This window comes from Pseudomonas sp. MAFF 730105, assembly GCF_055380705.1.
The window spans coordinates 1,390,711-1,415,551 of sequence record NZ_AP018438.1 but is presented as its reverse complement, the minus strand read 5'-3'; the positions used below and the strand labels follow the sequence as shown (position 1 = coordinate 1,415,551).

Genomic DNA, 24,841 nt, shown 5'->3' with positions numbered 1-24,841 from the left:
ATCAGGAAATTTCCCGCCGAAACGGCGGCAACGCATTGAGGATCGCCTTGCCGTAGCGTTGGGTCACCAGTCGACGATCGAGCAAAGTGATGGTGCCGCGGTCTTCTTCGGTACGCAGCAGACGGCCGCAGGCCTGGACCAGTTTCAGCGAGGCATCCGGCACGGAGATCTCCATGAATGGATTGCCGCCGCGGGCTTCGATCCATTCGGCCAATGCCGCTTCCACCGGGTCGTCCGGGACCGAGAACGGGATCTTGGCGATCACCACGTGCTCGCAATAGGCACCGGGCAGGTCCACCCCTTCGGCAAAGCTCGCCAGGCCGAACAGCACGCTGGAGTCCCCGCCATCGACCCGCGCCTTGTGCTTGTTCAGGGTCTCCTGCTTCGACAGGTTGCCCTGGATGAACACCTGCTTGCGCCAGTCACGGTCAAGGCCGTCAAACACGTCCTGCATCTGTTTGCGCGAGGAAAACAGCACCAGGGTGCCCCGCGAGCCCTCCACCAGTTCCGGCAGGTCACGGACGATCGCAGCGGTGTGCGCGGCGGCGTCCCGTGGATCGGCCTTCAGATCCGGCACCCGCAACACACCGGCGTCGGCGTGATGGAACGGACTCGGGACCACGGCGGTCACGGCGGTTTTCGGCAGGCCGGCACGCATGCGGAAGCGATCGAAGGTGCCCAGCGCGGTCAGGGTGGCGGACGTCACCAAAGCCCCGTAGGCCACGTTCCACAGATTGCGACGCAGCATGTCCGCCGCCAGGATCGGGCTGGCATTGACCTCGATATCGAACAGCGAACCGCTTTCGGCCAGGGTCAGCCAGCGCGCCATCGGCGGGTTGTCCTCCGGGTCTTCAGTGGTGAAGGCCGTCCACAGCTCCCAGTTGCCCTGGGAGCGGGACAACAGGCTGCCGAACAGCGGGTACCACTCCTCGGCCTGGTTGCTGGCGATACCGATATTGACCTCGCCATCCATCCCTTCCTTGAGCAGGTCGGTCAGGCGCGTGAACAGATCGGTCAGGCGGGCGAAGCCCTTCTTCAGCTCGATGCCCATTTCACGCATGTGCTCGGGGATGATGCCGCCGACGAAACGATGGCGTGGCCGCTCGCGACCCTCGACATCCTCACCCGGCTTGAAGTCGGCCACCTGCTCGCAGGCGGTGAACATGAACTGCTGGTTCGTCTTGATCTCCCGCGCCAGCTCCGGCACTTGCTCGATGAACTTGCCCAGGTCGCCCGGCAGTGGATGCTGGGCCAACAGCTTGGTGAGATTCTTGGCGGTGGTTTCCAGCCAGTCGGCGGTGGAACGCAACCGCGTGTAATGGGCGAAGTGGCCGATGGCCTTGTCCGGCAGGTGGTGGCCTTCGTCGAATACGTAGATCGTATCGCGCGGGTCCGGCAGCACCGCGCCACCGCCCAGGGCCAGGTCGGCCAATACCATGTCGTGGTTGGTGACGATGACGTCGACCTTGCCCATGCCCTCGCGGGCCTTGTAGAAGGCGCACTGGCCGAAGTTCGGGCAATGACGGTTGGTGCACTGGCTATGGTCGGTGGTCAGACGCGCCCAGTCGGCATCTTCCAGGGTGGTGGGCCAGCTGTCGCGGTCGCCGTCCCACTTATTGCCAGCCAGTTTCTCGATCATGCTGGTAAACAGCTTCTGGCTGGCCTCATCGACTTCGATCTTGAAGCCTTCTTCCTCGAACAACTGGGCCGTGGCCGTCTGTGCCTGGCCTTCCTGCAGCAACATGTCGAGCTTGGACAGGCACATGTAGCGCCCCCGCCCCTTGGCCAGTGCAAAGCTGAAGTTCAACCCGCTGTTGCGCATCAGGTCGGGCAGGTCCTTGAAGACGATCTGCTCCTGCAGGGCGATGGTGGCCGTGGCGATGACCAGGCGCTTGCCGGCGGCCTTGGCCGTCGGGATCGCCGCCAGGCTGTAGGCAACGGTCTTGCCGGTACCGGTACCGGCCTCCACCGCCACGACGGCGGGATCGCCGCCGCGCCGCCCTTCGTCATCGGTGGCGATGTCCCCCAGGACTTTCGTCACTTCGGCGATCATCAGGCGCTGGCCATAACGCGGCTTGAGGCTCTTGGCTTCGAGAAAACGCGAATAAGCGCCCTGGATCGTGGTTTTGAGTTCGGTGCTGATCATGAATGTCGGGCGCTAAAAACGCTGGATAAATTTTCAGTGGTTCGGATCGGCGGCTATCATACCCCGCTAATGAATCCTGCGCAGAACGGAGTAACTCAATGACACCCTTTGCTTTCATTTACACCCTGCATTTGCTGGCGGCCCTGGTCTGGGTCGGCGGTATGTTCTTCGCCTGGATGATCCTGCGCCCCGCCGCAATGGCGGCGCTTGAGGGCCCTGCCCGGCTGAAACTGTGGGTAGAAGTGTTTCAACGTTTTTTCATCTGGGTCTGGGTGGCGGTGGTGCTTTTGCCGATCAGCGGCGTCGGCCTGATCCATGTGCGCTTCGCCGGTTTCGAAACGGCACCGCGTTACGTACAGGTCATGATGGGGCTGTATGTGGTGATGACGGCGCTGTTCATCCGTATCCAGAGCCTGCAGTTGCCGGCATTGCGTAGCGCCGTGACGGCGCAGGACTGGCCGACCGCTGCGTCGACCCTGGGGAAAATCCGCAAGCTGGTGGGAATCAATCTGCTGATCGGATTGCTGGTGGTGGCGATTGCCGCGGCCCGGCCGATGTTCTGAAGACTGCGTCCAGCCCCTGTGGGAGCGAGCCTGCTCGCGATAGCGTCCGGTCAGTTAGCCCTGATGTGACTGATGGATTGCTATCGCGAGCAGGCTCGCTCCCACAGGGTTTATTTCCTGGACTTAGAATCGTTGCACGGTCACTGTGCCCGCCGCTCCGGCAGGCCCAGGCTGGCCAGCGGCTCCGGGGTGGCCACTTTTACCGCCGTCGGCGGTGTAGACGAAACAGCCCTTGGGCTTGCCGCCGACGCCGGGCTTGCCACCGGGACCCGCCGCGCCACCGGCTCCGCCATCGACCACGACCTTGATCTGCTCGGCGGGGTAATCACGGGGCAGTTCGAGACGCACCAGCGCACCGGCCGCCCCCGGCTGGCCATCGCTGCCATTGCTGCCATCGGCACCACGCCCGGCCGAACCCCAGGTGCAACCCGGGGCCTGCCCGTTGGCACCGTCGAGGCCCACATAACCTGGCGCACCCGTGCCGCCACGGGCATCCACCGACAGCACCGGCGCATTCAACGCATTGAAACGCAGGTTGAGATCGCGTCCCGGCCGCGCAGCTTTCGTATAGGTGCCCGGCGCGCCGCGGGAAGTGATCTGGCTGCCATCCGCCAGTTCAGCCTGGGTAACGCTCATTGCCAGCGGCTGCTGCGAAGGCACGATGGCGATCCGCGCCTCGCGCCCCAGGTGCAATTGGCCGATGGACAATTGAGTGACGTTCGACGGCACCAGCAACGTGGCGTAATCGGCCACGTCCAGCCGCTCCAGGGTCAGGGTACTGGCGGTATTGGGCAGACGCATCAACGAGTGGGTTTCTACCTGGAGTACTTGAGCGCAAGCCCATGGGCACACAAGGGCAGCGAGCAGACACAATTTACGCATGGGAGGCCTCTGCGGCGATCGGAAGGGTTTGCAGATGGAAGATGCCGAACAGCAGCACTCTGAGGCGTTCACGACCGGGAGAAGGCAAGCCACGAAAACCGGCCCTGAACAGCAGCAGCTCAAGCAAATGGACCGCCAGTAACAGCGCCCCGGCGAGGTTGACCAGCACATGCAGCGGATGGACAAACGGCACGACCAGGTTGACCAGCACAACCAGCCAGAACAACAGGGTCAACAAGCGCCCCAGCCCCCAAAACACCTTCATACGCCCCCGGTGAACATTATTCTTTGCACGCACAGTAACGGCTTGCGCGCTGGTTAAGCCAGAGGGCGGAGCAAATTTAATCTATGTGACAAGAGCCCAGGTATGGGCTGCAAAGCTTGCCGTGGCGAGCATACTTCCCCGCCACGGCAAGCCCTCCATGACTGGAGGTTCAGCGGTTTATCTTGATTTCAGTGCGACGGTTCATGGCGCGTCCATCGGCGGTTTTATTGTCGGCTACCGGCTGACTCTCACCGGCACCGGCCACCGAGACGAAACTGGCGCGAGGCACGCCGCTTTCGACCAGGTATTGCACCACGGAATTGGCCCGTTTCTCCGACAGTCGCTGGTTGTAGGCATTGCTGCCAACGCTGTCGGTGTGACCGGTCACCCGAAGCTGTGCAGTAGACGACTCCTGTTTCAGACGGGTCGCGACGCCACTCAGCACCTCTTTATCGGCCGCCGTCAACGTGGACTTGTTGAATTCGAAATGCACATCGCGAACCACGATGGTTTCCTCTTTGACGACAACCGGCTCCTCGGCCATCGGCGCCGGGACGGGCGGCGGGCAACCGTCTGCGTCGACTTGCACGCCTTTCGGGGTGCCCGGGCACTTGTCACGGCTGTCGGGCACACCATCGCCGTCTTCATCACCGTCTCCGTGCACCCAGCAATAGGCTGCGGCCATGCTGCCGGCGAACAGCGCACCGTAGCCGGCCCAGGAGGTGCTTTCAGTGGCGCCCAATCCCGCACCAACCACGCCGCCGACGGCCGCACAGGTCGGCCAGTCGGTTTTTTGCAAACCTGCGCAACCAGTCAACACACCGGTTAGCAGAACCAGGGGTAACGCTGTCCGAACTATGCTCATCAGGTTTCTCCTTGAGGGATCGGCTTTGCACCGATTCTGGGGAGTAAAGACCCGAGTTCGGATCTGCGCCAGCACCGCGCTATCGCGGATTTTGCCCAGTGTTTGCGGCCGTTCGGCACGTTTTAATGCAAACCGCTCTAGGCCACGTTGTCCAGGCAGGCTATCGTGGCGGTTCTGATCGAGGAATCTCAATGACCGTTGCCATTTCATCGCGCACGCCCCAGCAAGCACTGGCCGCCGTGCTTGACCGTTACGCCCCGCGAAAACTGCTGTTGATCGGTGCCAGCAGCTTTCCCGCACTCGAGGCGTTCCAGCAGGCGCATCCCGACACCGAAGTGGTCCAGGTCGCTCCCGGCCCGCTGCCGGTGGAGGTGGCCGGACAGCGCTTCGACCTGGCCCTGGCAGTCGATTGCCTGGAACATGTGCCCAAGCGCGACGGTCTGAAACTGCTGGGCGGTATCCGTAATCTCAACGCCAGCCGTATCGCCGTGTTGGCTGATCTCAACGCCTGTGGCTGGCAAGAAACGGACTTCTTTTCCCTGGCCCTGCAAGCCAGCGAGCGGTTCCAGCGCGAAGAACAGGTGCTGACCCTGTTCACCTACGATCTGCTTGAATACAAACAAGTCCCCGATTGGCTCAATTCACGTTTTTGGGCCAACCCCGAAAACTTCGGAAAATACTGGTGGTAGCTGTGAACACAAGCCTGCACGCAACCATTTGTCCCTGCGGCAGTGGCAACCCGTTGAACGGCTGCTGCGGCCATTACCACGACGGGCACCCGGCTCCTTGCGCCGAAGCCCTGATGCGCTCGCGCTACAGCGCCTATGTGCTGGGGCTGGTGGATTACCTGGTGGACACCACCTTGCCCGCCCAGCAGGCGGGTCTCGATCGCCTGTCCATCACTGAGTGGAGCAGCAAAAGCACCTGGCTGGGGCTCGAGGTGGAAAGCAGCGAGGTGTTCGGTGGGCAGCCGGAGCATGCCTTTGTCACCTTCACCGCGCGTTGGCACGATGGCCAGGGAGAACACAGCCACCGCGAACAGTCGTCGTTCGTACAGAACAGTGGGCGCTGGTACTTCATCGACCCGACCGTGCCGGTCAAGACCGGACGCAACGACAGTTGCCCGTGCGGCAGCGGGCACAAATTCAAGAAATGTTGTGCAGGCTACTTCGCTCGCTGATTTCGGAAACGTCCGACGCTTGCCCCTTTATCAGCGGGCTAGAATGGAATCAGAGGCGCGGACATGACCCATTCATTACACACGCTACGCATCACCTGCCTGTTACTGTTTATCGGGCTCGGTGGCTGTGCATCCTGGCAAACCGACGAAGCATCCGAGCCGCAGGTGCACCTGGTCAAGGTCGAGGTGGTGCGAGCCCGGCTGCTGGAACAGCGGTTCATGCTGCATTTGCGAGTCGACAACCCTGGCGACAGCGACCTGACCGTGCGCGGCCTGACCTACCGGATCCATCTGGGCGACCTGTTGTTGACCGAAGGTGAGCATGAGCACTGGTTCACAGTCCCTCCCGGGCAAAGTGGCTATTTCAAGATACCGATCCGCACCAACCTGTGGCCGCAGGTGCGGGAAGTGGTGAAACTGCTGGAGAAACCTCGCCAACAGATCCCCTATCGTCTGGAAGGTGAGCTGGAAACCGGATTATTCATCGCCCACTACGTGCACCTGAAACGCAATGGCGTGATAATCGCCGCCGATTTTATTGCGGAGTAACCCCGATGACCCAGCAACCCCACGTTCACGGCCCTGATTGCAACCACGATCACGACCATCACCACGATCATGACCACGGCCACGTCCACGGTCCGAACTGCGGCCACGCCCATCAGGAGCCGGTGCGCAACGCCTTGAAGGATGTCGGCCGCAACGACCCTTGCCCCTGCGGCAACGGCAAGAAATTCAAGAAGTGCCACGGGGCTTGATGGCTGCGGCGGAGCGTGTCTTCGCCGGTTGAATCGTCAGCGCGAGCAGGCTCGCTCCTACAGGAATCAGGACAGGCGTCAGATGTGTGAACGCCGCAGATCCCCTGTGGGAGCGAGCCTGCTCGCGATGAGGCCGACACAGCCTCGTCAGCCCGCCTCCAGAATCCGTTTCACACTGACCACCGTCGCATACTCGCCATGCAGGTTGCCCAGGGACATGGCGTGCACCTCATCGGCCGAACGGGCCCGGCCGAAATAGTCGGCCTTGTCGAACGTGAAACAGGCGTCCTCGGCCACCCAGGTCTCGAAACCCAGGTTGCCCGCCGTACGCGCCGTGGACTCCACCGAGTTGTTCGTCGCCACGCCGACGATCACCAGTTGTCCGATCCCTGCCTGGCGCAAGTCAGCCTCCAGGTGAGTGGCGCAGAACGCGTCCGGCACGTCCTTGTGGATCAGCCACTCCCCTTCCTGCGGTTCGAACCGCTCCTGGACTTCCACTCCCTGCTGCCCTGGCCAGAACACCGAATCCGGCGAGCGGGACAGGTGATGGACATGGATCACCGTCCGCGCCGAATCTCGCCAGAAAGCCAGCAGTTCGAGCATGCGCAGCTCTGCCTTGGGGTTGTTGCGAGGACCGAGCCTGGGATGCAGGATGCCTTTCTGTTGATCGATGAGGATCAACGCTGCATTGTTCGCTAGCGCCATGTCTACTGCTCCATTCCGTTTTTCGCTTGCCCGGCCATTGAATTTCCCCCACTGGAACATCACCTCCTTCCACAGGCAAGCCTTCGGGCAAAAGAGGACAACTTCCTGCCGTCGTTTGTTGTCCATCCATCACGCTGTCTTATCTGGAGCCATCCATGATCGACTTGTATTACTGGACCACCCCCAACGGCCATAAAATCTCGCTGTTTCTCGAAGAGGCCGGCCTGCCCTACAAGGTACATCCGGTCAACATCGGCCAGGGCGAGCAATTCAAGCCGGACTTCCTGAAGATCGCCCCCAACAACCGCATCCCGGCCATTGTCGACCTGGAGCCCGCCGACGGTGGCGAACCGATCTCGCTGTTCGAGTCGGGCGCGATCCTGCTGTACCTGGCGGAAAAAACCGGTCGTTTCATTCCACAGGACCTGCGCGGACGGCAGGAAGTCCTGCAATGGCTGTTCTGGCAGATGGGCGGCCTGGGGCCGATGGCCGGGCAGAACCATCACTTCAGCCGGTTCGCTCCGGAAAAGATTCCCTACGCGATCAAGCGCTACGTCGATGAAACCGCCCGCCTGTATGGCGTGCTGGATCGACGCCTGGCGGACCGCGATTTTGTGGCAGGTAGCGAGTACAGCATCGCCGACATGGCGATCTACCCCTGGACGGTCTCCCATCAATGGCAGAGCCAGCGGCTGGAGGATTTCCCGAACCTGCAGCGTTGGTTCAATCGCATCAAGGAGCGCCCGGCCACGGTAAGGGCCTATGCGCTGGTGGATAAGATCAATCCACCGAAGCCCTGAGCAACCTGTGGCAAGGGGGATTTATCTGTGGCGAGGGGATTTATCCCCTCGCCACAGAAAACCAGGCGTACCGCCGAGTACGGAGTTTCATCGCCAAATCAACAAATAACCCCCGCCCCCGCTTGCGCGGCCCTCTCCTGCTCACTAACGTAGCGCCTTTATTTGCCGCCCCCCTCCCGCAGGAGCTTTGTCATGGCCTCGCCAGCCTCTAATTTCTTCTTCCCCCGGCTCGGCGTTGCCGCCGCCGTGGCCAGCGTGCTCGGCTTGAGCGGTTGCCAGGCCTGGAATACCCAGGACACTGTCCCTCCGACTTCCGGCGTGCAACCACTCAAGGGGCTGGCGCAGAACGTCTCGGTTCGGCGCAATGCCATGGGCATGCCGCTGATCGAAAGCAACAGCTTCCATGATGCGTTGTTCGCCCTCGGCTACGTCCACGCCAGCGACCGCATCACCCAGATGGTGACCCTGCGCCTGCTGGCCCAGGGTCGGCTGGCGGAAATGTCCGGGGCCGAACGGCTGGACGTCGACCGCTACATGCGTGCGGTCAATCTGAAGAAAAGTGCCGACGAGCTGTACAAGGCCTCTTCGCCGCGGCTCAAGCGCTTCTTCGAAGTCTATGCCCGCGGCGTCAACGCCTACCTGTTCCGCTACCGCGACAAACTGCCGTCGGACCTGGCCGCCACCGGTTACAAGCCCGAATACTGGAAACCGGAAGATTCGGCGCTGATGTTCTGCCTGCTGAACTTCAGCCAGTCGGCCAACCTGCCGGAAGAAATCGCGGCCCTGGTCATGGCCCAGACGGTCAGCCAGGACAAACTGGCCTGGCTGAACCCGTCCTACCCGGACGAACCCCTGCCCCAAGGCGAAGCCGACAAGTTCCAGGGTGTCCGGCTCAACGGCCAGATCCCAGGCCTGAACGAAATCAATAACGCCACCCGCCAGTTGACCGAACTGAACCTGCTGGGCGCCACGTCTTCGAACAGTTGGGCCATGGCGCCGCAACGCAGCCGCAACGGCAAGAGCCTGCTGGCGAGCGACAGTCATGGACCGCTGAGCGTGCCGTCGCTGTGGAGTGTGGTGCAGATCCGCGCGCCCAAGTATCAGGCCGCCGGGGTCTCCGTGGCTGGCATTCCCCTGATTCTGGCGGGCTACAACGGTGACGTGGCCTGGAGCATGACCAACGTGCAGGGGGACAACCAGGACCTGTTCCTGGAGAAAATCCGACGCCAGGGCAACGGCTTGTCCTACGAGGTCAACGGCAAATGGCAGCCAGCGACGGTGCGCAACGAAACCTACTTCATCAAAGGTCAGCGGTCGATTCGCGAAGCCGTGTACGAAACCCGTCATGGCCCACTGCTCAACAGCGTCCAGGGGCCGGCCATGGCCAATGGCTTCGGCCTGGCCTTGCAGACGCCGGGCTTCACCGACGACAAGACCCTGGACGCGTTCTTCGACCTGTCCCGGGCACAGAACGCCGAAAAAGCCTCCGACGCCAGCCGTGAAATCCGGGCCATGGCGGTGAACCTGGTGTTTGCCGACGCCAACCACATCGGCTGGCAAGTCACCGGGCGCTATCCGAACCGCCGCGAAGGCGAAGGCCTGTTGCCGTCGCCGGGCTGGGACGGTCGCTACGACTGGGAGGGCTACGCCGATCCGATGGCGCACCCCTACGATCAGGATCCGAGCCAGGGCTGGCTGGGTAACGCCAACCAGCGAGTCATTCCCCACGGCTATGGCATGCAGTTGTCCAACTCCTGGGCCGCGCCGGAACGTGGCGAGCGCCTGGCCGAACTGGCCGGCGCCAGCAAGCACGACATCCGCAGCCTGACCGCCATGCAATACGACCAGGTCACGACATTCGCGGCCAAACTCAAGAAAGTCTTTGAAGCCCCTGGCATGGCCCAGCCCCTCAAACAGGCCATCGAAGCCCTGCCAGTGGCTGACCGGGCCAAGGCCCGCGAAGCCTATACCCGCCTGATGGCGTTCGATGGCCGGCTCAACCCGACCTCCGCCGACGCGGCCATTTATGAACTGTTCCTGCAAGAAAGCATGAAGCAGATCTTCCTCGACGAACTGGGCCCGGAAAGCAGCCCGGCGTGGAAAGCGCTGGTTGCCAACGGCCAACGGTCCTATTCGGCCCAGGCCGATCACTTGCTGGGACGCGAAGACAGCCCGTTCTGGGACGACGTGCGTACACCGCAGAAAGAAGACAAGGCCGTTATCCTCGCCCGCAGCCTGGCGGCGACCATCAGTGCCGGTGACAGCCAATTGGGCGGCGACCACAAGGCCTGGCAGTGGGGCAAATTGCACAGCTACGCGTGGAAGAACGGCAGCGGCCAGGTCGTACGCGGCCCGCTCTCGGCCGGCGGCGATGCCACCACGCTCAACGTCGCGGCATTCGCCTGGGGCCAGGACTTCAACGCCACCCAGGCACCGGACATGCGCTTTATCGTCGACTTCGGCCAACCCGAACCGTTGATGGTCCAGGGCGGTATTGGCCAGTCGGGCAACGCGGCCAGTCCCAACTACCTCATCGGCATCGATTCGTGGATCAAGGGGCAGTACCAGAACCTGCCGCTGCAACCGCAGAACTTTGACCGGGCGTATGGCAAGGCTCGGCTGACCCTGGTGCCGGGTAAGTAACTGCAATACTCCTCCCTGTGGCGAGGGGATTTATCCCCTCGCCACATTTGTCTATCTTGTCTCCTGATCTTGTCGTACCCAAACCCGATAGAACTTCTCTTCCCGCCATCGCCTCTACCTGACAAGCCCATCGCCCCGGTGATTGCATGGATCTTGTCATTGCCCGCCCCGAAGGCCTGTACTGCCCGCCCGGGGATTTCTACATTGACCCCTGGCGTCCGGTTGAGCGCTCGGTCATCACCCACGCCCACGGCGACCATGCCCGCGGCGGCAATCAACATTACCTGGCAGCCGCTCCCGGTGAAGGCATTCTGCGTTCGCGACTGGGCCAGGACATCAATCTGCAGACCCTGTCCTACGGCGAACGCCTGCGACATCACGGCGTGGCCTTGAGCTTTCACCCCGCCGGGCACGTGCTGGGGTCGGCCCAGGTACGGTTGGAACATGAAGGCGAGGTCTGGGTGGCATCCGGAGACTACAAAGTCGAACCCGACGGCACCTGCACGCCGTTCGAGCCAGTGAAGTGTCATACGTTCATCACCGAGTCCACGTTCGGCCTGCCCATCTATCGCTGGCAGCCCCAGGCGCAGGTATTCGACGAAATCAATCAGTGGTGGCGCGCGAACATCGCCGCCCACCGGGCCAGCGTGCTGTTCTGCTATTCCTTCGGCAAGGCCCAGCGGATTCTCCATGGCATCGACGCCAGCCTGGGCCCCATCCTCGCCCATGGGGCGGTGGAGCCGTTGAATCGGGTCTACCGCGAGGCCGGGGTTCATTTGCCGCCGACGATTTACGCCGGTGACATCCAGAAGAACGACCCGATCATGGGCCAGGCTCTGATCATCGCCCCGCCGTCGGCCGGTGGCAGCAGCTGGATGCGCCGTTTCGGCGACTACAGCGATGCCTTCGCCAGCGGCTGGATGCGCCTGCGGGGCACCCGACGGCGGCGCGGCGTGGATCGGGGCTTCGTGCTTTCCGATCACGCCGACTGGCCCGGCCTGCTCTGGGCCATCGAACAGACCGGCGCCGAGCGGGTGATGGTCACGCACGGGTCGGTGAGCGTGCTGGTGCGGCATTTGTGCGAACTCGGCCTGGATGCACAGGGTTTCAGCACTGAATACGGCGACGATGAAGAAGACGTCTCCCCTGCCACCGGCGAGGGCGCAGCATGAAAGCCTTCGCCGAGCTCTACGCCGATCTGGACGCCACCACCTCCAGCAATGCCAAGCTGGCCGCCATGCAACGCTACTTCACCCAGGCTCCGCCCCAGGATGCAGCATGGGCCGTGTACTTCCTGTCCGGTGGCCGCCCCCGACAACTGGTACCGGTGAAAATCCTCCGGGACCTGGCCGTACAGGTCTCCGGGTTGTCGCCCTGGCTATTCGAAGAAAGTTATCAGGCCGTGGGTGACCTGGCCGAAACCATTTCCCTGGTGTTACCGGAATCCCCCCATACCTCTACCGAAGGCCTGGCGCTTTGGATAGAAAAGAAGCTACTGCCGTTGCGCGGCGAGACGCCTGAAGTATTGGCGCTGCGACTGCCGAGCTTGTGGGCACAACTGGACCGCTCGAGCCTGATGCTCTGCATCAAGCTCATCACCGGCAGCTTCCGTGTCGGGGTGTCCAAGCTGCTGGTGACCCGGGCTCTCGCCGGGATGGCCGGGCTGGACAGCAAACGGGTCGCCCAGCGTCTGGTGGGTTACACCGACCTGTCCCATCGCCCGACGGCCGAGGGTTATCTCAAGCTGATCGCCGCCGAATCCAAGGACGAACATGCCCAACGCGGCGGTCAGCCGTACCCGTTTTTCCTGGCCCACGCCTTGTCCGCCCCGGCCGAGCAGTTCGACGCGCTGCTGGGGCCGGCCAGTGATTGGCAAGTGGAATGGAAGTGGGACGGCATCCGCTCCCAGGTGATCAAGCGCGATGGCCATCTGTGGGTGTGGTCCCGGGGCGAAGAGTTGGTGACCGAGCGCTTCCCTGAATTACACGCCCTGGCATCGGTGTTGCCCGACGGCACGGTGATCGACGGCGAAATCGTGGTGTGGAAAACCTCGCAACCGGTGACCGAGGAGACCTTCGATGCCGATGCACCGCTGCAACCGGCCGTACAACCGTTCGCCCTGCTGCAACAGCGCATCGGCCGCAAGACCCTGAGCAAAAAAGTCCTCGAAGACGCGCCCGTGGTGGTGATGGCCTACGATCTGCTGGAATGGCAAGGAGAGGATTGGCGCAGCCGCCCCCAGGCCGAGCGCCGTGAGCAGTTGGAGGCCCTGATTGCGGATTCCCAAAGCCCGGTGCTGCTGCCGTCGCCAGTCGTCGCCGGCCAGGACTGGCTCGACCTCGCCCGCCAGCGCGAAGCGTCCCGCAGCCTCGGTGTCGAGGGCATGATGCTCAAGGCGCGCAACGCACTGTATGGCGTCGGCCGGACCAAGGACATGGGCGTGTGGTGGAAATGGAAAATCGACCCGTTCAGCGTCGACGCCGTGTTGATCTACGCCCAGCGCGGTCACGGCCGACGCGCCAGCCTGTACAGCGACTACACCTTCGCCGTCTGGGACAACCCACCGGGCAGCCGCGAGCGCAGTCTGGTGCCGTTCGCCAAAGCCTATTCGGGGCTGACCGATGAAGAGATGCGCCGGGTCGACAGCATTGTGCGCAAGACCACCGTGGAGAAGTTCGGCCCGGTCAGCAGCGTTACGCCCACTCTGGTCTTCGAGTTGGGTTTCGAGGGCATTGCCTTGTCCAAACGCCACAAGAGCGGGATCGCGGTGCGGTTTCCGCGGATGCTGCGCTGGCGCCAGGACAAGACCGTTGACGAAGCCGATACTCTGGCAACGCTCCAGGATCTGCTGAAATAACCTCTCTGTAGCTGCACTATCAATTGTGGCGAGGGGATTTATCCCCGTTGGACTGCGCAGCAGCCCTAAAGGGTTGTACCCAATCAGCCTGATATTGCTATCCAGCTTTCGGGGGCTGCTGCGCAGCCCAGCGGGGATAAATCCCCTCGCCACAGAACATGCTCCTTGCCGACCCTGCGAAGCACCATCCCGGTGCACCTTTTGTTGTACGATCTCATCCGCGCACCAACGCGTTCCACTGCCTGTCGCCGAAGCTTTTTAAAACGCTCGTTCGGCACTGTGGTTCGGAAATTGCTACCTTTATGCCGTCTTACCGTTCTTATCTGCACCGGTAACAAAACTTCATGCGCCACAAGCGCTCATCATGGTTTTAGGGACTCGATAATGAAAAAAGCACTGCTGACCCTTTCTGCACTGGCATTGTGCATGGCCGCCGGCGCCGCCACGGCCAAGGAATACAAGGAACTGCGTTTTGGTGTCGACCCGTCCTATGCCCCATTTGAATCCAAGGCAGCCGATGGCAGCCTGGTAGGTTTCGATATCGACCTGGGCAATGCGATCTGCGAGGAACTGAAGGTCAAATGCAAGTGGGTCGAAAGCGATTTCGACGGCATGATCCCGGGCCTCAAGGCGAAGAAATTCGACGGCGTGATCTCGTCCATGACCGTGACCCCAGCCCGCGAGAAAGTCATCGACTTCTCCAGCGAACTGTTTTCCGGCCCAACGGCTTATGTGTTCAAGAAAGGCTCGGGCCTGAGCGCAGACGTCGCTTCGCTCAAAGGCAAGACCGTCGGCTATGAGCAAGGCACCATCCAGGAAGCCTACGCCAAGGCCGTGCTGGACAAGGCCGGCGTCAAGACCCAGGCCTATGCCAACCAGGACCAGGTCTATGCCGACCTGACCTCCGGCCGCCTTGATGCGGCAATCCAGGACATGCTGCAAGCCGAGCTGGGCTTCATGAAATCGCCAAAGGGCGCCGACTATGAAGTCAGCAAACCGGTGGACAGCGAACTGCTGCCGGCCAAGACGGCCATCGGTATCAACAAAGGTAACAAAGAGCTGAAGGCTCTTTTGGATAAAGGTATCAAAGCGTTACACGACGACGGCAAATACGCCGAAATCCAGAAAAAACACTTTGGCGATCTGAATCTGTACAGCGGCAAATAATGCGTGGCGCCCATCCGGTTACGGGTGGGCGCTTTTTGACTGCCAAAGGCCACTTCCATGCTCGAACAACTCCTACAAAATCTGGGGCTCTCCGCCTTCAGCCTGCAGGGCTTTGGCCCGCTGCTGATGCAAGGCACCTGGATGACCATCAAACTGGCGGCCCTGTCGCTATTATTGAGCATCTTGCTCGGCCTGCTGGGCGCCAGCGCCAAGCTGTCTCCGGTCAAACTGCTGCGAATCCCCGCCCAGCTCTACACCACGCTGATTCGCGGCGTGCCGGACCTGGTGCTGATGCTGCTGATTTTCTACAGCCTGCAGACCTGGCTGACCTCTTTTACCGACTTCATGGAATGGGAATACATCGAGATCGACCCATTCGGCGCCGGGGTGATTACCCTGGGCTTCATCTATGGCGCGTACTTCACCGAGACCTTCCGCGGCGCGATCCTCGCGGTGCCAAGGGGCCAGGTCGAAGCCGCCACCGCGTATGGCCTCAAGCGTGGCCAGCGTTTCCGCTTCGTGGTGTTTCCGCAAATGATGCGCTTTGCCCTCCCGGGTATCGGCAATAACTGGATGGTGATGCTCAAGGCCACCGCGCTGGTGTCGATCATCGGCCTGGCCGATCTGGTCAAGGCGGCCCAGGATGCGGGCAAGAGCACCTATCAACTGTTCTACTTCCTGGTGCTGGCAGCGCTGATCTATCTGCTGATTACCAGCGCGTCCAACTTCATTCTGCGCAGGCTTGAACGCCGCTACGCCGCCGGAGCACGGGAGGCGGTGCGATGATCGAGCTTCTACAAGAGTACTGGCGGCCGTTCCTCTACAGCGACGGTGTCAACGTTACGGGCCTGGCGATGACCCTGTGGCTGCTCAGCGCCTCGCTGCTGATCGGCTTCCTGGTCTCGATCCCACTGTCCATCGCCCGGGTTTCGCCCAAGCGCTCCGTGCGCTGGCCGGTGCAGTTCTACACGTACCTGTTCCGCGGCACACCGCTCTATATCCAGCTGTTGATCTGCTACACCGGTATCTACAGCATCGCGGCGGTGCGCGCCCAACCCTTGCTCGACAGTTTCTTTCGCGATGCGATGAACTGCACGATCCTGGCCTTCGCCCTGAACACCTGCGCCTACACCACGGAAATCTTTGCCGGGGCGATCCGCAGCATGAACCACGGTGAAGTCGAAGCGGCCAAGGCCTATGGCCTGACCGGCTGGAAGCTGTATGCCTATGTGATCATGCCTTCGGCGCTGCGGCGCTCGCTGCCCTACTACAGCAACGAAGTGATCCTGATGCTGCACTCGACGACCGTGGCATTCACCGCTACCGTTCCAGACGTGCTGAAAGTGGCCCGGGATGCCAACTCGGCCACCTTCCTGACCTTCCAGTCGTTCGGGATCGCCGCGTTGATCTACCTGACCGTCACCTTCGCACTGGTAGGCCTCTTCCGCCTCGCCGAGCGCCGCTGGCTGGCCTTTCTCGGGCCGACTCATTAGTCCAGGACACACAAGCAAATGCGCCACCAGATCCATGACTTGCTGGCCCCGCTGCCGGGGACCGCACGCAAGATCCATAGCTTTCACTTCGGCCCGGAAAAAGCCGTCGGTAAAATCTACATCCAGTCGTCCCTGCATGCCGATGAACTACCCGGCATGCTGGTGGCCTGGCATCTCAAGCAACGCCTGGCGGAGCTCGAGGCGTCCGGCCACCTGCGACACGAAATCGTCCTGGTGCCCGTGGCCAACCCCATCGGCCTCGAACAAGTGCTGATGGACGTGCCGCTGGGTCGCTACGAATTGGAAAGCGGGCAAAACTTCAACCGTCGCTTTCTCGACCTGAGCGAGGAAGTCGGCAACGAGATCGAAGACCTGCTCACCCAGGATCCGCAGCACAACCTGATGCTGATCCGCACCAGCCTGCGCGATGCTCTCGCCCGGCAGACCGCTTCCACGCAACTGCAATCCCAGCGCCTGGTCTTGCAACGGCTGGCCTGCGACGCCGACATGGTGCTGGACCTGCATTGCGATTTCGAAGCCGTGGCGCACCTCTACACCACGCCGGAAGCCTGGCCCCAGGTCGAGCCGCTGGCCCGCTACATCGGCGCCGAGGCCAGCCTGTTGGCCACCGACTCGGGCGGCCAGTCGTTCGATGAATGCTTCACCCTGCTCTGGTGGCAGCTCAAGGAGCGCTTCGGCGAGCGCTTCGAGATTCCCCTGGGCAGTTTTTCCGTCACCGTCGAATTGCGCGGCCAGGGCGACGTCAACCATGGGTTGGCGAGTCTCGACTGCCAGGCCCTGATCGAATACCTGATCCATTATGGCGCCATCGACGGCGAAGCGGTGCCCCTGCCCGAGCTGCCTTATCCGGCCACGCCGCTGGCCGGCGTCGAACCGGTGGCGACCCCCGTGGGCGGGCTGCTGGTCTACGCCGCCTTGCCGGGCGAGTACCTGGAGGCCGGTCAATTGGTGGCGGAAATCATCGACCCGGTCAACGACACCGTCACCCCCGTTCACTGCTGCAATGCCGGGCTGATGTACGCCCGCTCGTTGCGTCGCATGGCCACCGCCGGCATGGTCATCGCCCACGTCGCCGGCGCCGAAGCCTATCGCAGCGGCTACCTACTTTCGCCTTGAGGATGCCTGTTCCATGTACAAACTGACCATCGAAGGCCTGCATAAAAGCTACGGCGAACATCAGGTACTCAAGGGCGTTTCGCTCAAGGCCAAGACTGGCGACGTCATCAGCCTGATCGGCGCCAGTGGCTCGGGCAAGAGTACCTTCCTGCGCTGCATCAACTTCCTGGAACAACCCAACGACGGCGCCATGAGCCTGGACGGCCAGTCGGTCCAGATGATCAAGGACCGCCACGGCATGCACGTGGCCGACGCCGATGAACTGCAACGCATCCGCACGCGCCTGGCCATGGTGTTCCAGCACTTCAACCTGTGGAGCCACATGACCGTGCTGGAAAACATCACCATGGCGCCGCGCCGGGTGCTGGGCATCAGCAAGCAGGAAGCCGATGAACGTGCCCGCCGCTACCTCGACAAGGTCGGCCTGGCGCCGCGCGTGGCCGAACAGTACCCGGCGTTCCTGTCCGGCGGCCAGCAGCAACGCGTGGCCATCGCCCGGGCCCTGGCGATGGAGCCGGAGGTGATGCTGTTCGACGAACCGACCTCGGCCCTGGACCCGGAACTGGTAGGGGAAGTGTTGAAGGTGATCCAGGGGCTGGCCGAAGAAGGCCGGACCATGATCATGGTGACCCACGAAATGAGCTTCGCTCGCAAAGTCTCGAACCAGGTGCTCTTCCTGCACCAGGGCCGGGTGGAGGAAGAAGGCGCGCCGGAAGACGTGCTGGGCAACCCGAAGAGCGAGCGGCTGAAGCAGTTCCTCAGTGGCAACCTGAAATAGAACCCTATACCAGAACAGGGTGAAAAACGTGTGGCGAGGGGATTTATCCCCGCTGGGCCGCAAAGCGGCCCCAGATAGCCTGAAGACAATCTCCCTGACAAACCGAGGTGCCAGGCTGAGGGGCCGCTTCGCGGCCCAGCGGGGATAAATCCCTTCGCCACAGGGTTTTGCAGGGCAATCTGCGGTAACTCCATCCGCCTATTTAAACCTTTCCCCTGCCGCCGTGGTCCTTGAAAGAAGACTTCCAGGGCGCACGCGGCAGGCATGGCGACATCCAACAACTTCGCAAACCAATGGTTCAGCGCCCGCGGCTGGAAGCCGTTCGCCTTTCAGAAACAGGTGTGGGCCGCGGTCAAGCGTGGGGAGTCCGGGCTGCTGCACGCCAACACCGGAGCCGGCAAGACCTACGCAGTGTGGTTTGCGGCCCTCAACCGTTTCGCCCGCACCACCCCGCCCTCGGATAAACCGCGCAAACGCAAACCTGTAGCCGAACCGCTGACCGTCCTGTGGATCACGCCGATGCGTGCACTGGCCGCCGACACAGGCAAAGCCCTCGAAGCACCGCTGGCGGAACTGCAGATTCCCTGGAGTGTTGGCCTGCGCACCGGCGATACCAGCGCCAGCGAACGGGCCCGCCAGGGCCGACGCCTGCCCACGGCACTGATCACCACGCCCGAAAGCCTGACCTTGATGCTCGCCCGGACCGATGCGCAAACGGCGGCGGCAACGCTGCGCATGGTCGTGGTGGACGAATGGCATGAACTGTTGGGCAACAAGCGAGGCGTGCAATTGCAACTGGCGCTGGCGCGGCTGCGGCACTGGCATCCCGAGCTCATCGTCTGGGGCGTGTCCGCCACCTTGGGTAATCAGGCCCATGCCGAGCAGGTACTGATCCCACAGGGCAACGGGATCAGCATCCAGGGGGCCAATGACAAAACGCTGCGGGTCGATACGCTGCTGCCTCCCGCCCTCGAACGTTTTCCGTGGGCCGGGCACATCGGCCTGAAAATGCTGCCCCAGGTCATCGCACAAATCGACGCCAGCAGCAGTTGCCTGGTCTTTACCAACACCCGTGCGCAATCCGAAATCTGGTATCAGGCACTCCTTGAGGCACGCCCGGACTGGGCCGGGCTGATCGCGCTGCACCACAGCTCGCTGTCCCGCGATACCCGGGACTGGGTCGAACGTGCGCTCAAGGACGGTCAACTCAAAGCGGTGGTGTGCACCTCCAGCCTGGACCTGGGCGTGGATTTCCTGCCCGTCGAGCGGGTGTTGCAGATCGGCTCGGCCAAGGGCGTGGCGCGACTGATGCAACGTGCCGGGCGCTCCGGTCACGCGCCGGGGCGAACCTCGCGGATCACCCTGGTGCCGACCCACAGCCTTGAACTGATCGAAGCCGCCGCGGCTCAGGATGCCGTGGCCCAGCGGCGCATCGAACCTCGCGAATCGCCCCACAGGCCTTTGGATGTGTTGGTGCAACATCTGGTCAGCATGGCCCTGGGCGGTGGCTTCGTACCCGATGAGCTGTACCGGGAAGTACGCAGCGCCTGGGCCTACCGCGACCTGAACGAAGCGCAATGGGCCTGGGCCCTGGCCTTCGTGCGCCACGGCGGCCTGTCGTTGACCGCCTACCCCGATTACCGCCGGGTCGAGCAGGACGAGCACGGTATCTGGCGAGTCCCTGACGCGCGCCTGGCCCGGCGTCATCGCATGAGCATCGGCACCATCGTCAGCGATGCCAGCCTGCAGTTGAAGTTCTGGAGCAAGGGTGGGGGTGGCAAGACCTTGGGCAGCGTGGAGGAAGGCTTCATTGCCCGCCTGCGACCGGGGGACGGCTTCCTGTTCGCCGGACGATTGCTGGAACTGGTCCGGGTTGAGGAAATGACTGCCTACGTGCGTCGTAGCCAGGCGAAAAAAGCCGCCGTGCCGCGCTGGAACGGCGGGCGGATGCCGCTTTCCAACGAACTGGCCGCCGCCGTCGTGGCACGCCTGAGCGAGGCCGCCAAGGGGCGCTTCGAGGGCCCGGAGATGCAAGCCGTGCAGCCCTTGTTGCTGACCCAGCAGCGCTGGTCCGGCCTGCCCACGCAGACTTCATTGCTGGCCGAAGCGCTGAAGTCCCGGGAAGGCTGGCACCTGTTCCTGTACCCGTTTGCCGGACGCCAGGTGCATCTGGGGCTGGCGAGCCTGCTGGCTTGGCGCGTCAGCCAGCAGGAACCGGTGACCTTTTCCATTGCGGTCAACGACTACGGCCTCGAACTGCTCAGTGCCACGGCACTGGATTGGTCGCACTACCTGAATCCCACGCTCTTGAGCACCGACAACCTGCTGGCCGATGTGCTCGCCAGCCTGAACGCCGGCGAGTTGGCCCTTCGACGCTTTCGCGAAATCGCCCGGATCGCCGGCCTGGTATTCGCCGGCTACCCCGGCGCACCGAAAAGCACTCGACAGGTCCAGGCCTCTAGCGGGTTGTTCTTTCAAGTGTTCAAGCAATACGACGCCGACAACCTGTTGCTGGCCCAGGCCGGGGAAGAAGTCTTGCGTGAAGAACTGGATATACGTCGCCTGGAGCAGACCTTGGAACGCCTCAATACCTTGCAGTTGGACCTGCACATCATCAAGCGCCCCACCCCGCTGGGTTTCCCGTTGCTGGTGGAGCGGTTCAGGGAAAGTCTGAGTTCGGAGAAGCTTGCCGATCGCATCAGGCGAATGGTCAGCGAACTGGAAAAAACCGCCGATCGGGGTGACGCGTGATGCCCGCGCCTTATCCTGTCAATCTGGCCGGTGAAGAGCTCTGGTTGCTGCCGGAAAAAGCCCTCTACTGGCCCGCCCAGGAGACCCTGATGGTGGCAGATGTGCATTTCGGCAAGGCCGCCGCCTATCGCAGTCTCGGCCAACCGGTTCCCCACGGCACCACCGCCAGCAACATCGCCATCCTGGATGGGTTACTGGCGAACCTGCCGTGCCGACAGCTGATTTTCCTCGGCGACTTTCTCCACGGTCCCGGCTCCAACGCGCCAGGCACCTTGAAGGCCCTTTCCGATTGGCGTGCCAGGCATCCGCACCTGGCCATGACGCTGATTCGCGGCAACCACGACAAGCGCGCCGGCGACCCGCCGCCCTCGCTGAACATCCGCGTAGTACCAGAACCCCTGTTGCTGGGCCCCTTCTCCGTGCAACACGAACCCGACCCGCACCCGAGCCGCCACGTGCTAGCCGGTCACGTACACCCGGTGTATCACCTGAGCGGCAAGGGTCGGCAGCGCCTGCGCCTGGCGTGCTTCCGGCTAGGCAGCGACATCAGCCTGCTGCCGGCCTTCGGCGCCTTCACAGGCGGTTATCGGCTCGAGCAGGACAACGACTGCAGGATTTTTGTCATTGGCGATAACGAAATATGGCCCGTCAACTGAAAGATCGCTGGCGGGCCATGCTGTCATCAAGCGACAGGCGCAGGAGGCGGCTCGTCCGGCAGGGTCGGCTCACCCGGCTCGGTAGGTTGTTCATTGGGGGTGTCGGGATCGGGCTGGCCAGGAATGCCACCTGCCGCTTCGGCAGGGTGGGCCAGCAGGGACCAGGCCATGACGCCGATCTGATTGGGCTCAAGCCTTGCCAGTTCGGCACTGATTCGCGGATCGATCTTCATAGAGCAACTCCTGAGCGAAGCCCGCTGCGCTGACGAAAAAACGGGCAGTACACGCAATAGAGTGTCTGCCCGTTCAGGAATTCCCACTGTTCGTCAGAATCAGGTGCGTGGGAGTGTCACACCACGCTGGCCCTGGTATTTGCCGCCCCGATCCTTGTAGGACACTTCGCATTCTTCATCGGATTCGAGGAACAGCATCTGTGCCACACCTTCGTTGGCGTAGATTTTCGCCGGCAGGGTCGTGGTGTTCGAGAACTCCAGGGTCACGTGGCCTTCCCACTCCGGTTCCAGCGGCGTGACGTTGACGATGATGCCGCAACGGGCATAAGTGCTCTTGCCCAGGCAGATGGTCAGTACATTGCGCGGGATGCGGAAATACTCGACGGTGCGGGCCAGGGCGAAGGAGTTCGGCGGAATGATGCAGACGTCGCTCTTGATGTCGACGAAGCTCTTCTCATCGAAGTTCTTCGGGTCGACGGTGGCCGAATTGATGTTGGTGAACACCTTGAATTCATCGGCGCAACGCACGTCGTAGCCGTAGCTGGAGACGCCGAAGGAAATCAGTCGGTCGGCGCCTTCACCGCGCATCTGGCGCTCTACGAAGGGCTCGATCATGCCGTGCTCTTGCGCCATGCGGCGAATCCACTTGTCCGATTTGATGCTCATGGCGGTGTCCTGAATAGCGAGGGTGGAGAAAACTGTCCGGCATCTTACCGGGGCGAGGGGCAGGGTTCAAAGCGTGGGAAGCAATTCTCGCCGATCCGCCGTGTTTTCCCGAGCCTGGACGCCGTCAGTCACCAAAATCGAGAAACCTTCGCAAAGACCATTGGCACGTTTCGGAAAAAGGGTTAAGGTGGCGTCACTGTGCTGCTTGTGTCACTGAGAATCTCTACACGATATGTTGAATTTCGATCCAACCATCTACAAGAATTTTTCCTGCTCTTTGCACTCAGTCTCGGCCAGGGTTCTTCCTGAGTCGCAGTTATCTTTGTTCAAGGAGTTACACCATGTCTAATCGCCAAACCGGTACCGTTAAGTGGTTCAACGATGAAAAAGGCTTCGGCTTCATCACCCCACAATCCGGTGACGATCTGTTCGTACACTTCAAAGCTATCCAATCCGACGGCTTCAAAAGCCTGAAAGAAGGCCAACAGGTTTCTTTCGTCGCTACCCGCGGTCAGAAAGGCATGCAAGCTGAAGAAGTAACAGTTATCTAACTGTTCCTGCTTTAGTAAAGAGCCCCGCCCTCAAAAGCGGGGCTTTTTTGTGCCTGCCAGTTTTTGCCGGCACAAAAAACTGTGGGAGCGAGCCTGCTCCGGGCGGCGATCCGACGATAGCGGTAGACCAGCAACAATACTGTTGACTGATACACCGTTATCGTCGGATCGCCGCCCGGAGCAGGCTCGCTCCCACAGGGGCTATTTCTGCCTGGGCTTACCAGGTCACGCCAAACCCGGCGGTGTAGCGCGTTTTGCTCAAGTCGCTGTCCTCGGACCCTTCGATCACATCTTTCTCGGCCTTGAGGTTGAGCGAGGCCCAGTCGGTGACCTTGTAGCGCAAGCCCATCTCCGCGTCATAGGCGTACTCCGCAACGCCGGACAGCGGCTTGCCCACTTCGCCGTTGGTGAAGAACTCGACACGCTTGCCTACGAGGTAGCGGTTGTAGTCCCACTTCATGGCGACGGAATAGAAGTTGTCCTTGCCCCCGTCCTGGTACTCGTAATCGGTGCGGTTCAACAGCGAACCCAGCGAGAACGCGCCCAATTCGTCATCCCAGAACTGGTAGCCCGGACCGGTACCCACCACTCGCTGGCGGGCCAGGTCTTCGACCTTGTCACGCTTGTAATTCAGGCGCCCCTGCCAGAACCATTTGTCCGTCAGGAAGCGGTCGAGGGAATATTCCAGTTTCCAGTTGTCGGTGGAGACCACGTCGTCCTGGAATTCGCGGTTGTATTCGCCCTCGGCGGTGTGCCGCCAGCGACCGTGGCGGGCTGTCGTCTTGAAATCGATGTCGTAGTCGTCGACATCTTTTTCCGCCCGCTGGTAATCCATTGCGGCATCGACATTGCCTTTCCACACCAGATCCTCGACCACCGGCTTGGGCTTGAGGATCTGCTGGATACTGGCCAACTCGACGGTCTTGGGCGCGTCACCGTTGGCCAGGGTTACCTTGCCGTCCTCGGCGGCGTGCAGGGCCTTGGCTTTCTCGCCGGTGTAGGCGTCCTGCTTGACCAGTAACTGCTGGTCACTTTCAAGGGTCTTGACCTGTTTCCAGTCAATGGGAACGGCGCCGGCATAATCGGTCTGGATCAGCAATTTGCCGCCATCGAAAACGGTGATCTTGCCGCTGAGTTTGTCACCGTTCTTCAACCAGACGGTATCGGCAAGCAAGGGCGTGGAGGCGCTGGCAACAGCCAGGCATAGCAGGGTTCTGGACAACATAAGCGTATAAAGAGCTCAGGTTTGCGGTGAAAAGGCGGCATTATCCCCCAGGACGACACCTCAGCAAGGACTGACCCAAGGATGGGGGATGAGTTCATTTCTCAATCCGCTCTGCCAGAATAAACCTACGAACGGACATGTACTTTTCCTAGGAACCCTCCCCGTGACCGATATCCCAGTGGACCCCGAAGACGCCGCGCAGGTACGCCGCACCACGCTTTATCTGACCCTTGCGCAAGTGCCGCCCGGCAAAGTCGTCACCTATGGCCAGCTCGCCGAGATGGCCGGCCTGGGTCGGGCGGCACGCTGGGTGGGCCGCACCCTCAGCCAACTGCCCAACGACACCAGCCTGCCCTGGCATCGGGTATTGGGTGCCGGTGGTCGGATCAGCCTGCCGGCAGGCAGCGCCTCAGGGGACGAACAGCGCGCACGCCTGCGGATGGAAGGGGTCAGTATCCTGAATAATCGTGTTGATATTCGATGCCATGGCTGGCGCCCGGTAGAGCACAGCGGTTAGAGT

26 protein-coding genes are annotated in these 24,841 nt (G+C 62.0%); 18 read left to right on the top strand and 8 right to left on the bottom strand.

Going from position 1 to position 24,841, the window contains the following annotated elements; all coding sequences use genetic code 11:
- Window position 1: 1 nt before the first annotated feature.
- Entirely contained in the window at window positions 2-2,146 is a 2,145-nt protein-coding gene (gene dinG / locus PCOSP_RS06260) for an ATP-dependent DNA helicase DinG (protein ID WP_139647509.1), read from the bottom strand.
- A gap of 98 nt (window positions 2,147-2,244) precedes the next feature.
- On the opposite strand from dinG, the gene PCOSP_RS06255 reads away from it, so the two are divergent.
- The gene (locus PCOSP_RS06255; RefSeq protein ID WP_139647507.1) at window positions 2,245-2,709 is read left to right on the top strand and encodes a CopD family protein; all 465 of its coding nucleotides are present in this window, start codon (window positions 2,245-2,247) and stop codon (window positions 2,707-2,709) included.
- Between the two features lie 123 nt (window positions 2,710-2,832).
- On the opposite strand, the gene PCOSP_RS06250 is transcribed toward PCOSP_RS06255, so the two are convergent.
- The 3 genes from PCOSP_RS06250 to PCOSP_RS06240 form a co-directional block, all read right to left on the bottom strand.
- Window positions 2,833-3,591 carry a collagen-like protein gene (locus tag PCOSP_RS06250; RefSeq protein WP_139647505.1) on the bottom strand — a complete coding sequence of 253 codons (759 nt, stop codon included), beginning with the start codon at window positions 3,589-3,591 and terminating at the stop codon, window positions 2,833-2,835.
- Entirely contained in the window at window positions 3,584-3,856 is a 273-nt protein-coding gene (locus PCOSP_RS06245; protein WP_139647503.1) for a DUF1145 domain-containing protein, read from the bottom strand. Before PCOSP_RS06245 ends, PCOSP_RS06250 begins: the two co-directional genes overlap by 8 nt.
- A 169-nt stretch (window positions 3,857-4,025) precedes the next feature.
- Window positions 4,026-4,721 (bottom strand): PA1041 family peptidoglycan-binding anchor lipoprotein, encoded by a 696-nt coding sequence (locus PCOSP_RS06240; RefSeq protein WP_139647501.1) that lies wholly within the window; start codon window positions 4,719-4,721, stop codon window positions 4,026-4,028.
- 191 nt (window positions 4,722-4,912) lie between these two features.
- On the opposite strand from PCOSP_RS06240, the gene PCOSP_RS06235 reads away from it, so the two are divergent.
- From PCOSP_RS06235 to PCOSP_RS06220, 4 genes are all read left to right on the top strand, one after another.
- Window positions 4,913-5,410, top strand: a complete 498-nt coding sequence (locus PCOSP_RS06235; protein ID WP_464710563.1) for a DUF6231 family protein — start codon at window positions 4,913-4,915, stop codon at window positions 5,408-5,410.
- Window positions 5,411-5,424: 14 nt separating this feature from the next.
- Window positions 5,425-5,901: a YchJ family protein gene (locus tag PCOSP_RS06230; RefSeq protein ID WP_464711882.1), complete on the top strand. Its 477-nt coding sequence runs from the start codon at window positions 5,425-5,427 to the stop codon at window positions 5,899-5,901.
- 63 nt (window positions 5,902-5,964) lie between these two features.
- Window positions 5,965-6,450, top strand: coding sequence for an LEA/WHy family protein (locus PCOSP_RS06225; protein ID WP_175364218.1), 486 nt, complete (start codon window positions 5,965-5,967; stop codon window positions 6,448-6,450).
- 5 nt (window positions 6,451-6,455) lie between these two features.
- Complete coding sequence (locus tag PCOSP_RS06220; protein ID WP_003198420.1) at window positions 6,456-6,659, top strand: SEC-C metal-binding domain-containing protein; 204 nt, start codon at window positions 6,456-6,458, stop codon at window positions 6,657-6,659.
- Between the two features lie 147 nt (window positions 6,660-6,806).
- On the opposite strand, the gene PCOSP_RS06215 is transcribed toward PCOSP_RS06220, so the two are convergent.
- Window positions 6,807-7,364: a cysteine hydrolase family protein gene (locus PCOSP_RS06215; RefSeq protein ID WP_464710561.1), complete on the bottom strand. Its 558-nt coding sequence runs from the start codon at window positions 7,362-7,364 to the stop codon at window positions 6,807-6,809.
- Window positions 7,365-7,519: 155 nt separating this feature from the next.
- Between PCOSP_RS06215 and PCOSP_RS06210 the strand changes: the two genes are divergently transcribed.
- From PCOSP_RS06210 to pdeM, 11 genes are all read left to right on the top strand, one after another.
- Window positions 7,520-8,164, top strand: a complete 645-nt coding sequence (locus tag PCOSP_RS06210) for a glutathione binding-like protein (RefSeq protein WP_139647493.1) — start codon at window positions 7,520-7,522, stop codon at window positions 8,162-8,164.
- Window positions 8,165-8,356: 192 nt separating this feature from the next.
- Window positions 8,357-10,807 carry a penicillin acylase family protein gene (locus PCOSP_RS06205; RefSeq protein ID WP_464710559.1) on the top strand — a complete coding sequence of 817 codons (2,451 nt, stop codon included), beginning with the start codon at window positions 8,357-8,359 and terminating at the stop codon, window positions 10,805-10,807.
- A gap of 146 nt (window positions 10,808-10,953) precedes the next feature.
- Window positions 10,954-11,979, top strand: coding sequence for a ligase-associated DNA damage response exonuclease (locus PCOSP_RS06200; RefSeq protein WP_464710557.1), 1,026 nt, complete (start codon window positions 10,954-10,956; stop codon window positions 11,977-11,979).
- Complete coding sequence (locus PCOSP_RS06195) at window positions 11,976-13,664, top strand: ATP-dependent DNA ligase (protein WP_175386021.1); 1,689 nt, start codon at window positions 11,976-11,978, stop codon at window positions 13,662-13,664. Before PCOSP_RS06200 ends, PCOSP_RS06195 begins: the two co-directional genes overlap by 4 nt.
- Window positions 13,665-14,048: 384 nt before the next feature.
- Window positions 14,049-14,831, top strand: a complete 783-nt coding sequence (locus tag PCOSP_RS06190) for a transporter substrate-binding domain-containing protein (protein WP_139647485.1) — start codon at window positions 14,049-14,051, stop codon at window positions 14,829-14,831.
- A 57-nt stretch (window positions 14,832-14,888) separates the two neighbouring features.
- The gene (locus PCOSP_RS06185) at window positions 14,889-15,617 is read left to right on the top strand and encodes an ABC transporter permease (RefSeq protein ID WP_041022874.1); all 729 of its coding nucleotides are present in this window, start codon (window positions 14,889-14,891) and stop codon (window positions 15,615-15,617) included.
- Window positions 15,614-16,324, top strand: a complete 711-nt coding sequence (locus PCOSP_RS06180; RefSeq protein ID WP_024780118.1) for an ABC transporter permease — start codon at window positions 15,614-15,616, stop codon at window positions 16,322-16,324. Before PCOSP_RS06185 ends, PCOSP_RS06180 begins: the two co-directional genes overlap by 4 nt.
- An 18-nt stretch (window positions 16,325-16,342) precedes the next feature.
- Window positions 16,343-17,461 (top strand): succinylglutamate desuccinylase/aspartoacylase family protein, encoded by a 1,119-nt coding sequence (locus PCOSP_RS06175; RefSeq protein WP_464710554.1) that lies wholly within the window; start codon window positions 16,343-16,345, stop codon window positions 17,459-17,461.
- Between the two features lie 13 nt (window positions 17,462-17,474).
- Window positions 17,475-18,239: an ABC transporter ATP-binding protein gene (locus PCOSP_RS06170; RefSeq protein WP_139647481.1), complete on the top strand. Its 765-nt coding sequence runs from the start codon at window positions 17,475-17,477 to the stop codon at window positions 18,237-18,239.
- 264 nt (window positions 18,240-18,503) lie between these two features.
- On the top strand, window positions 18,504-20,990 hold the full coding sequence (locus PCOSP_RS06165) for a ligase-associated DNA damage response DEXH box helicase (protein WP_464710553.1): 2,487 nt from the start codon (window positions 18,504-18,506) through the stop codon (window positions 20,988-20,990).
- On the top strand, window positions 20,990-21,646 hold the full coding sequence (gene pdeM / locus PCOSP_RS06160; protein WP_464710552.1) for a ligase-associated DNA damage response endonuclease PdeM: 657 nt from the start codon (window positions 20,990-20,992) through the stop codon (window positions 21,644-21,646). The genes PCOSP_RS06165 and pdeM overlap by 1 nt, the downstream gene beginning before the upstream one ends.
- Window positions 21,647-21,672: 26 nt before the next feature.
- On the opposite strand, the gene PCOSP_RS06155 is transcribed toward pdeM, so the two are convergent.
- Together PCOSP_RS06155 and dcd are read right to left on the bottom strand one after the other, a co-directional pair.
- Window positions 21,673-21,879: a hypothetical protein gene (locus PCOSP_RS06155; RefSeq protein WP_041022879.1), complete on the bottom strand. Its 207-nt coding sequence runs from the start codon at window positions 21,877-21,879 to the stop codon at window positions 21,673-21,675.
- A 99-nt stretch (window positions 21,880-21,978) separates the two neighbouring features.
- Window positions 21,979-22,545 carry a dCTP deaminase gene (gene dcd / locus PCOSP_RS06150; RefSeq protein ID WP_017126297.1) on the bottom strand — a complete coding sequence of 189 codons (567 nt, stop codon included), beginning with the start codon at window positions 22,543-22,545 and terminating at the stop codon, window positions 21,979-21,981.
- 341 nt (window positions 22,546-22,886) lie between these two features.
- On the opposite strand from dcd, the gene PCOSP_RS06145 reads away from it, so the two are divergent.
- Complete coding sequence (locus tag PCOSP_RS06145; RefSeq protein WP_024780123.1) at window positions 22,887-23,096, top strand: cold-shock protein; 210 nt, start codon at window positions 22,887-22,889, stop codon at window positions 23,094-23,096.
- A gap of 217 nt (window positions 23,097-23,313) precedes the next feature.
- Here the strand turns inward: PCOSP_RS06145 and PCOSP_RS06140 are convergent, their stop codons facing one another.
- A complete protein-coding gene (locus tag PCOSP_RS06140; protein WP_041022880.1) occupies window positions 23,314-24,321 on the bottom strand; it encodes a DUF481 domain-containing protein in 1,008 nt (335 codons plus the stop codon).
- A gap of 163 nt (window positions 24,322-24,484) precedes the next feature.
- On the opposite strand from PCOSP_RS06140, the gene PCOSP_RS06135 reads away from it, so the two are divergent.
- On the top strand, window positions 24,485-24,838 hold the full coding sequence (locus PCOSP_RS06135) for an MGMT family protein (protein ID WP_139647475.1): 354 nt from the start codon (window positions 24,485-24,487) through the stop codon (window positions 24,836-24,838).
- The last annotated feature ends 3 nt before the right edge of the window (window positions 24,839-24,841 follow it).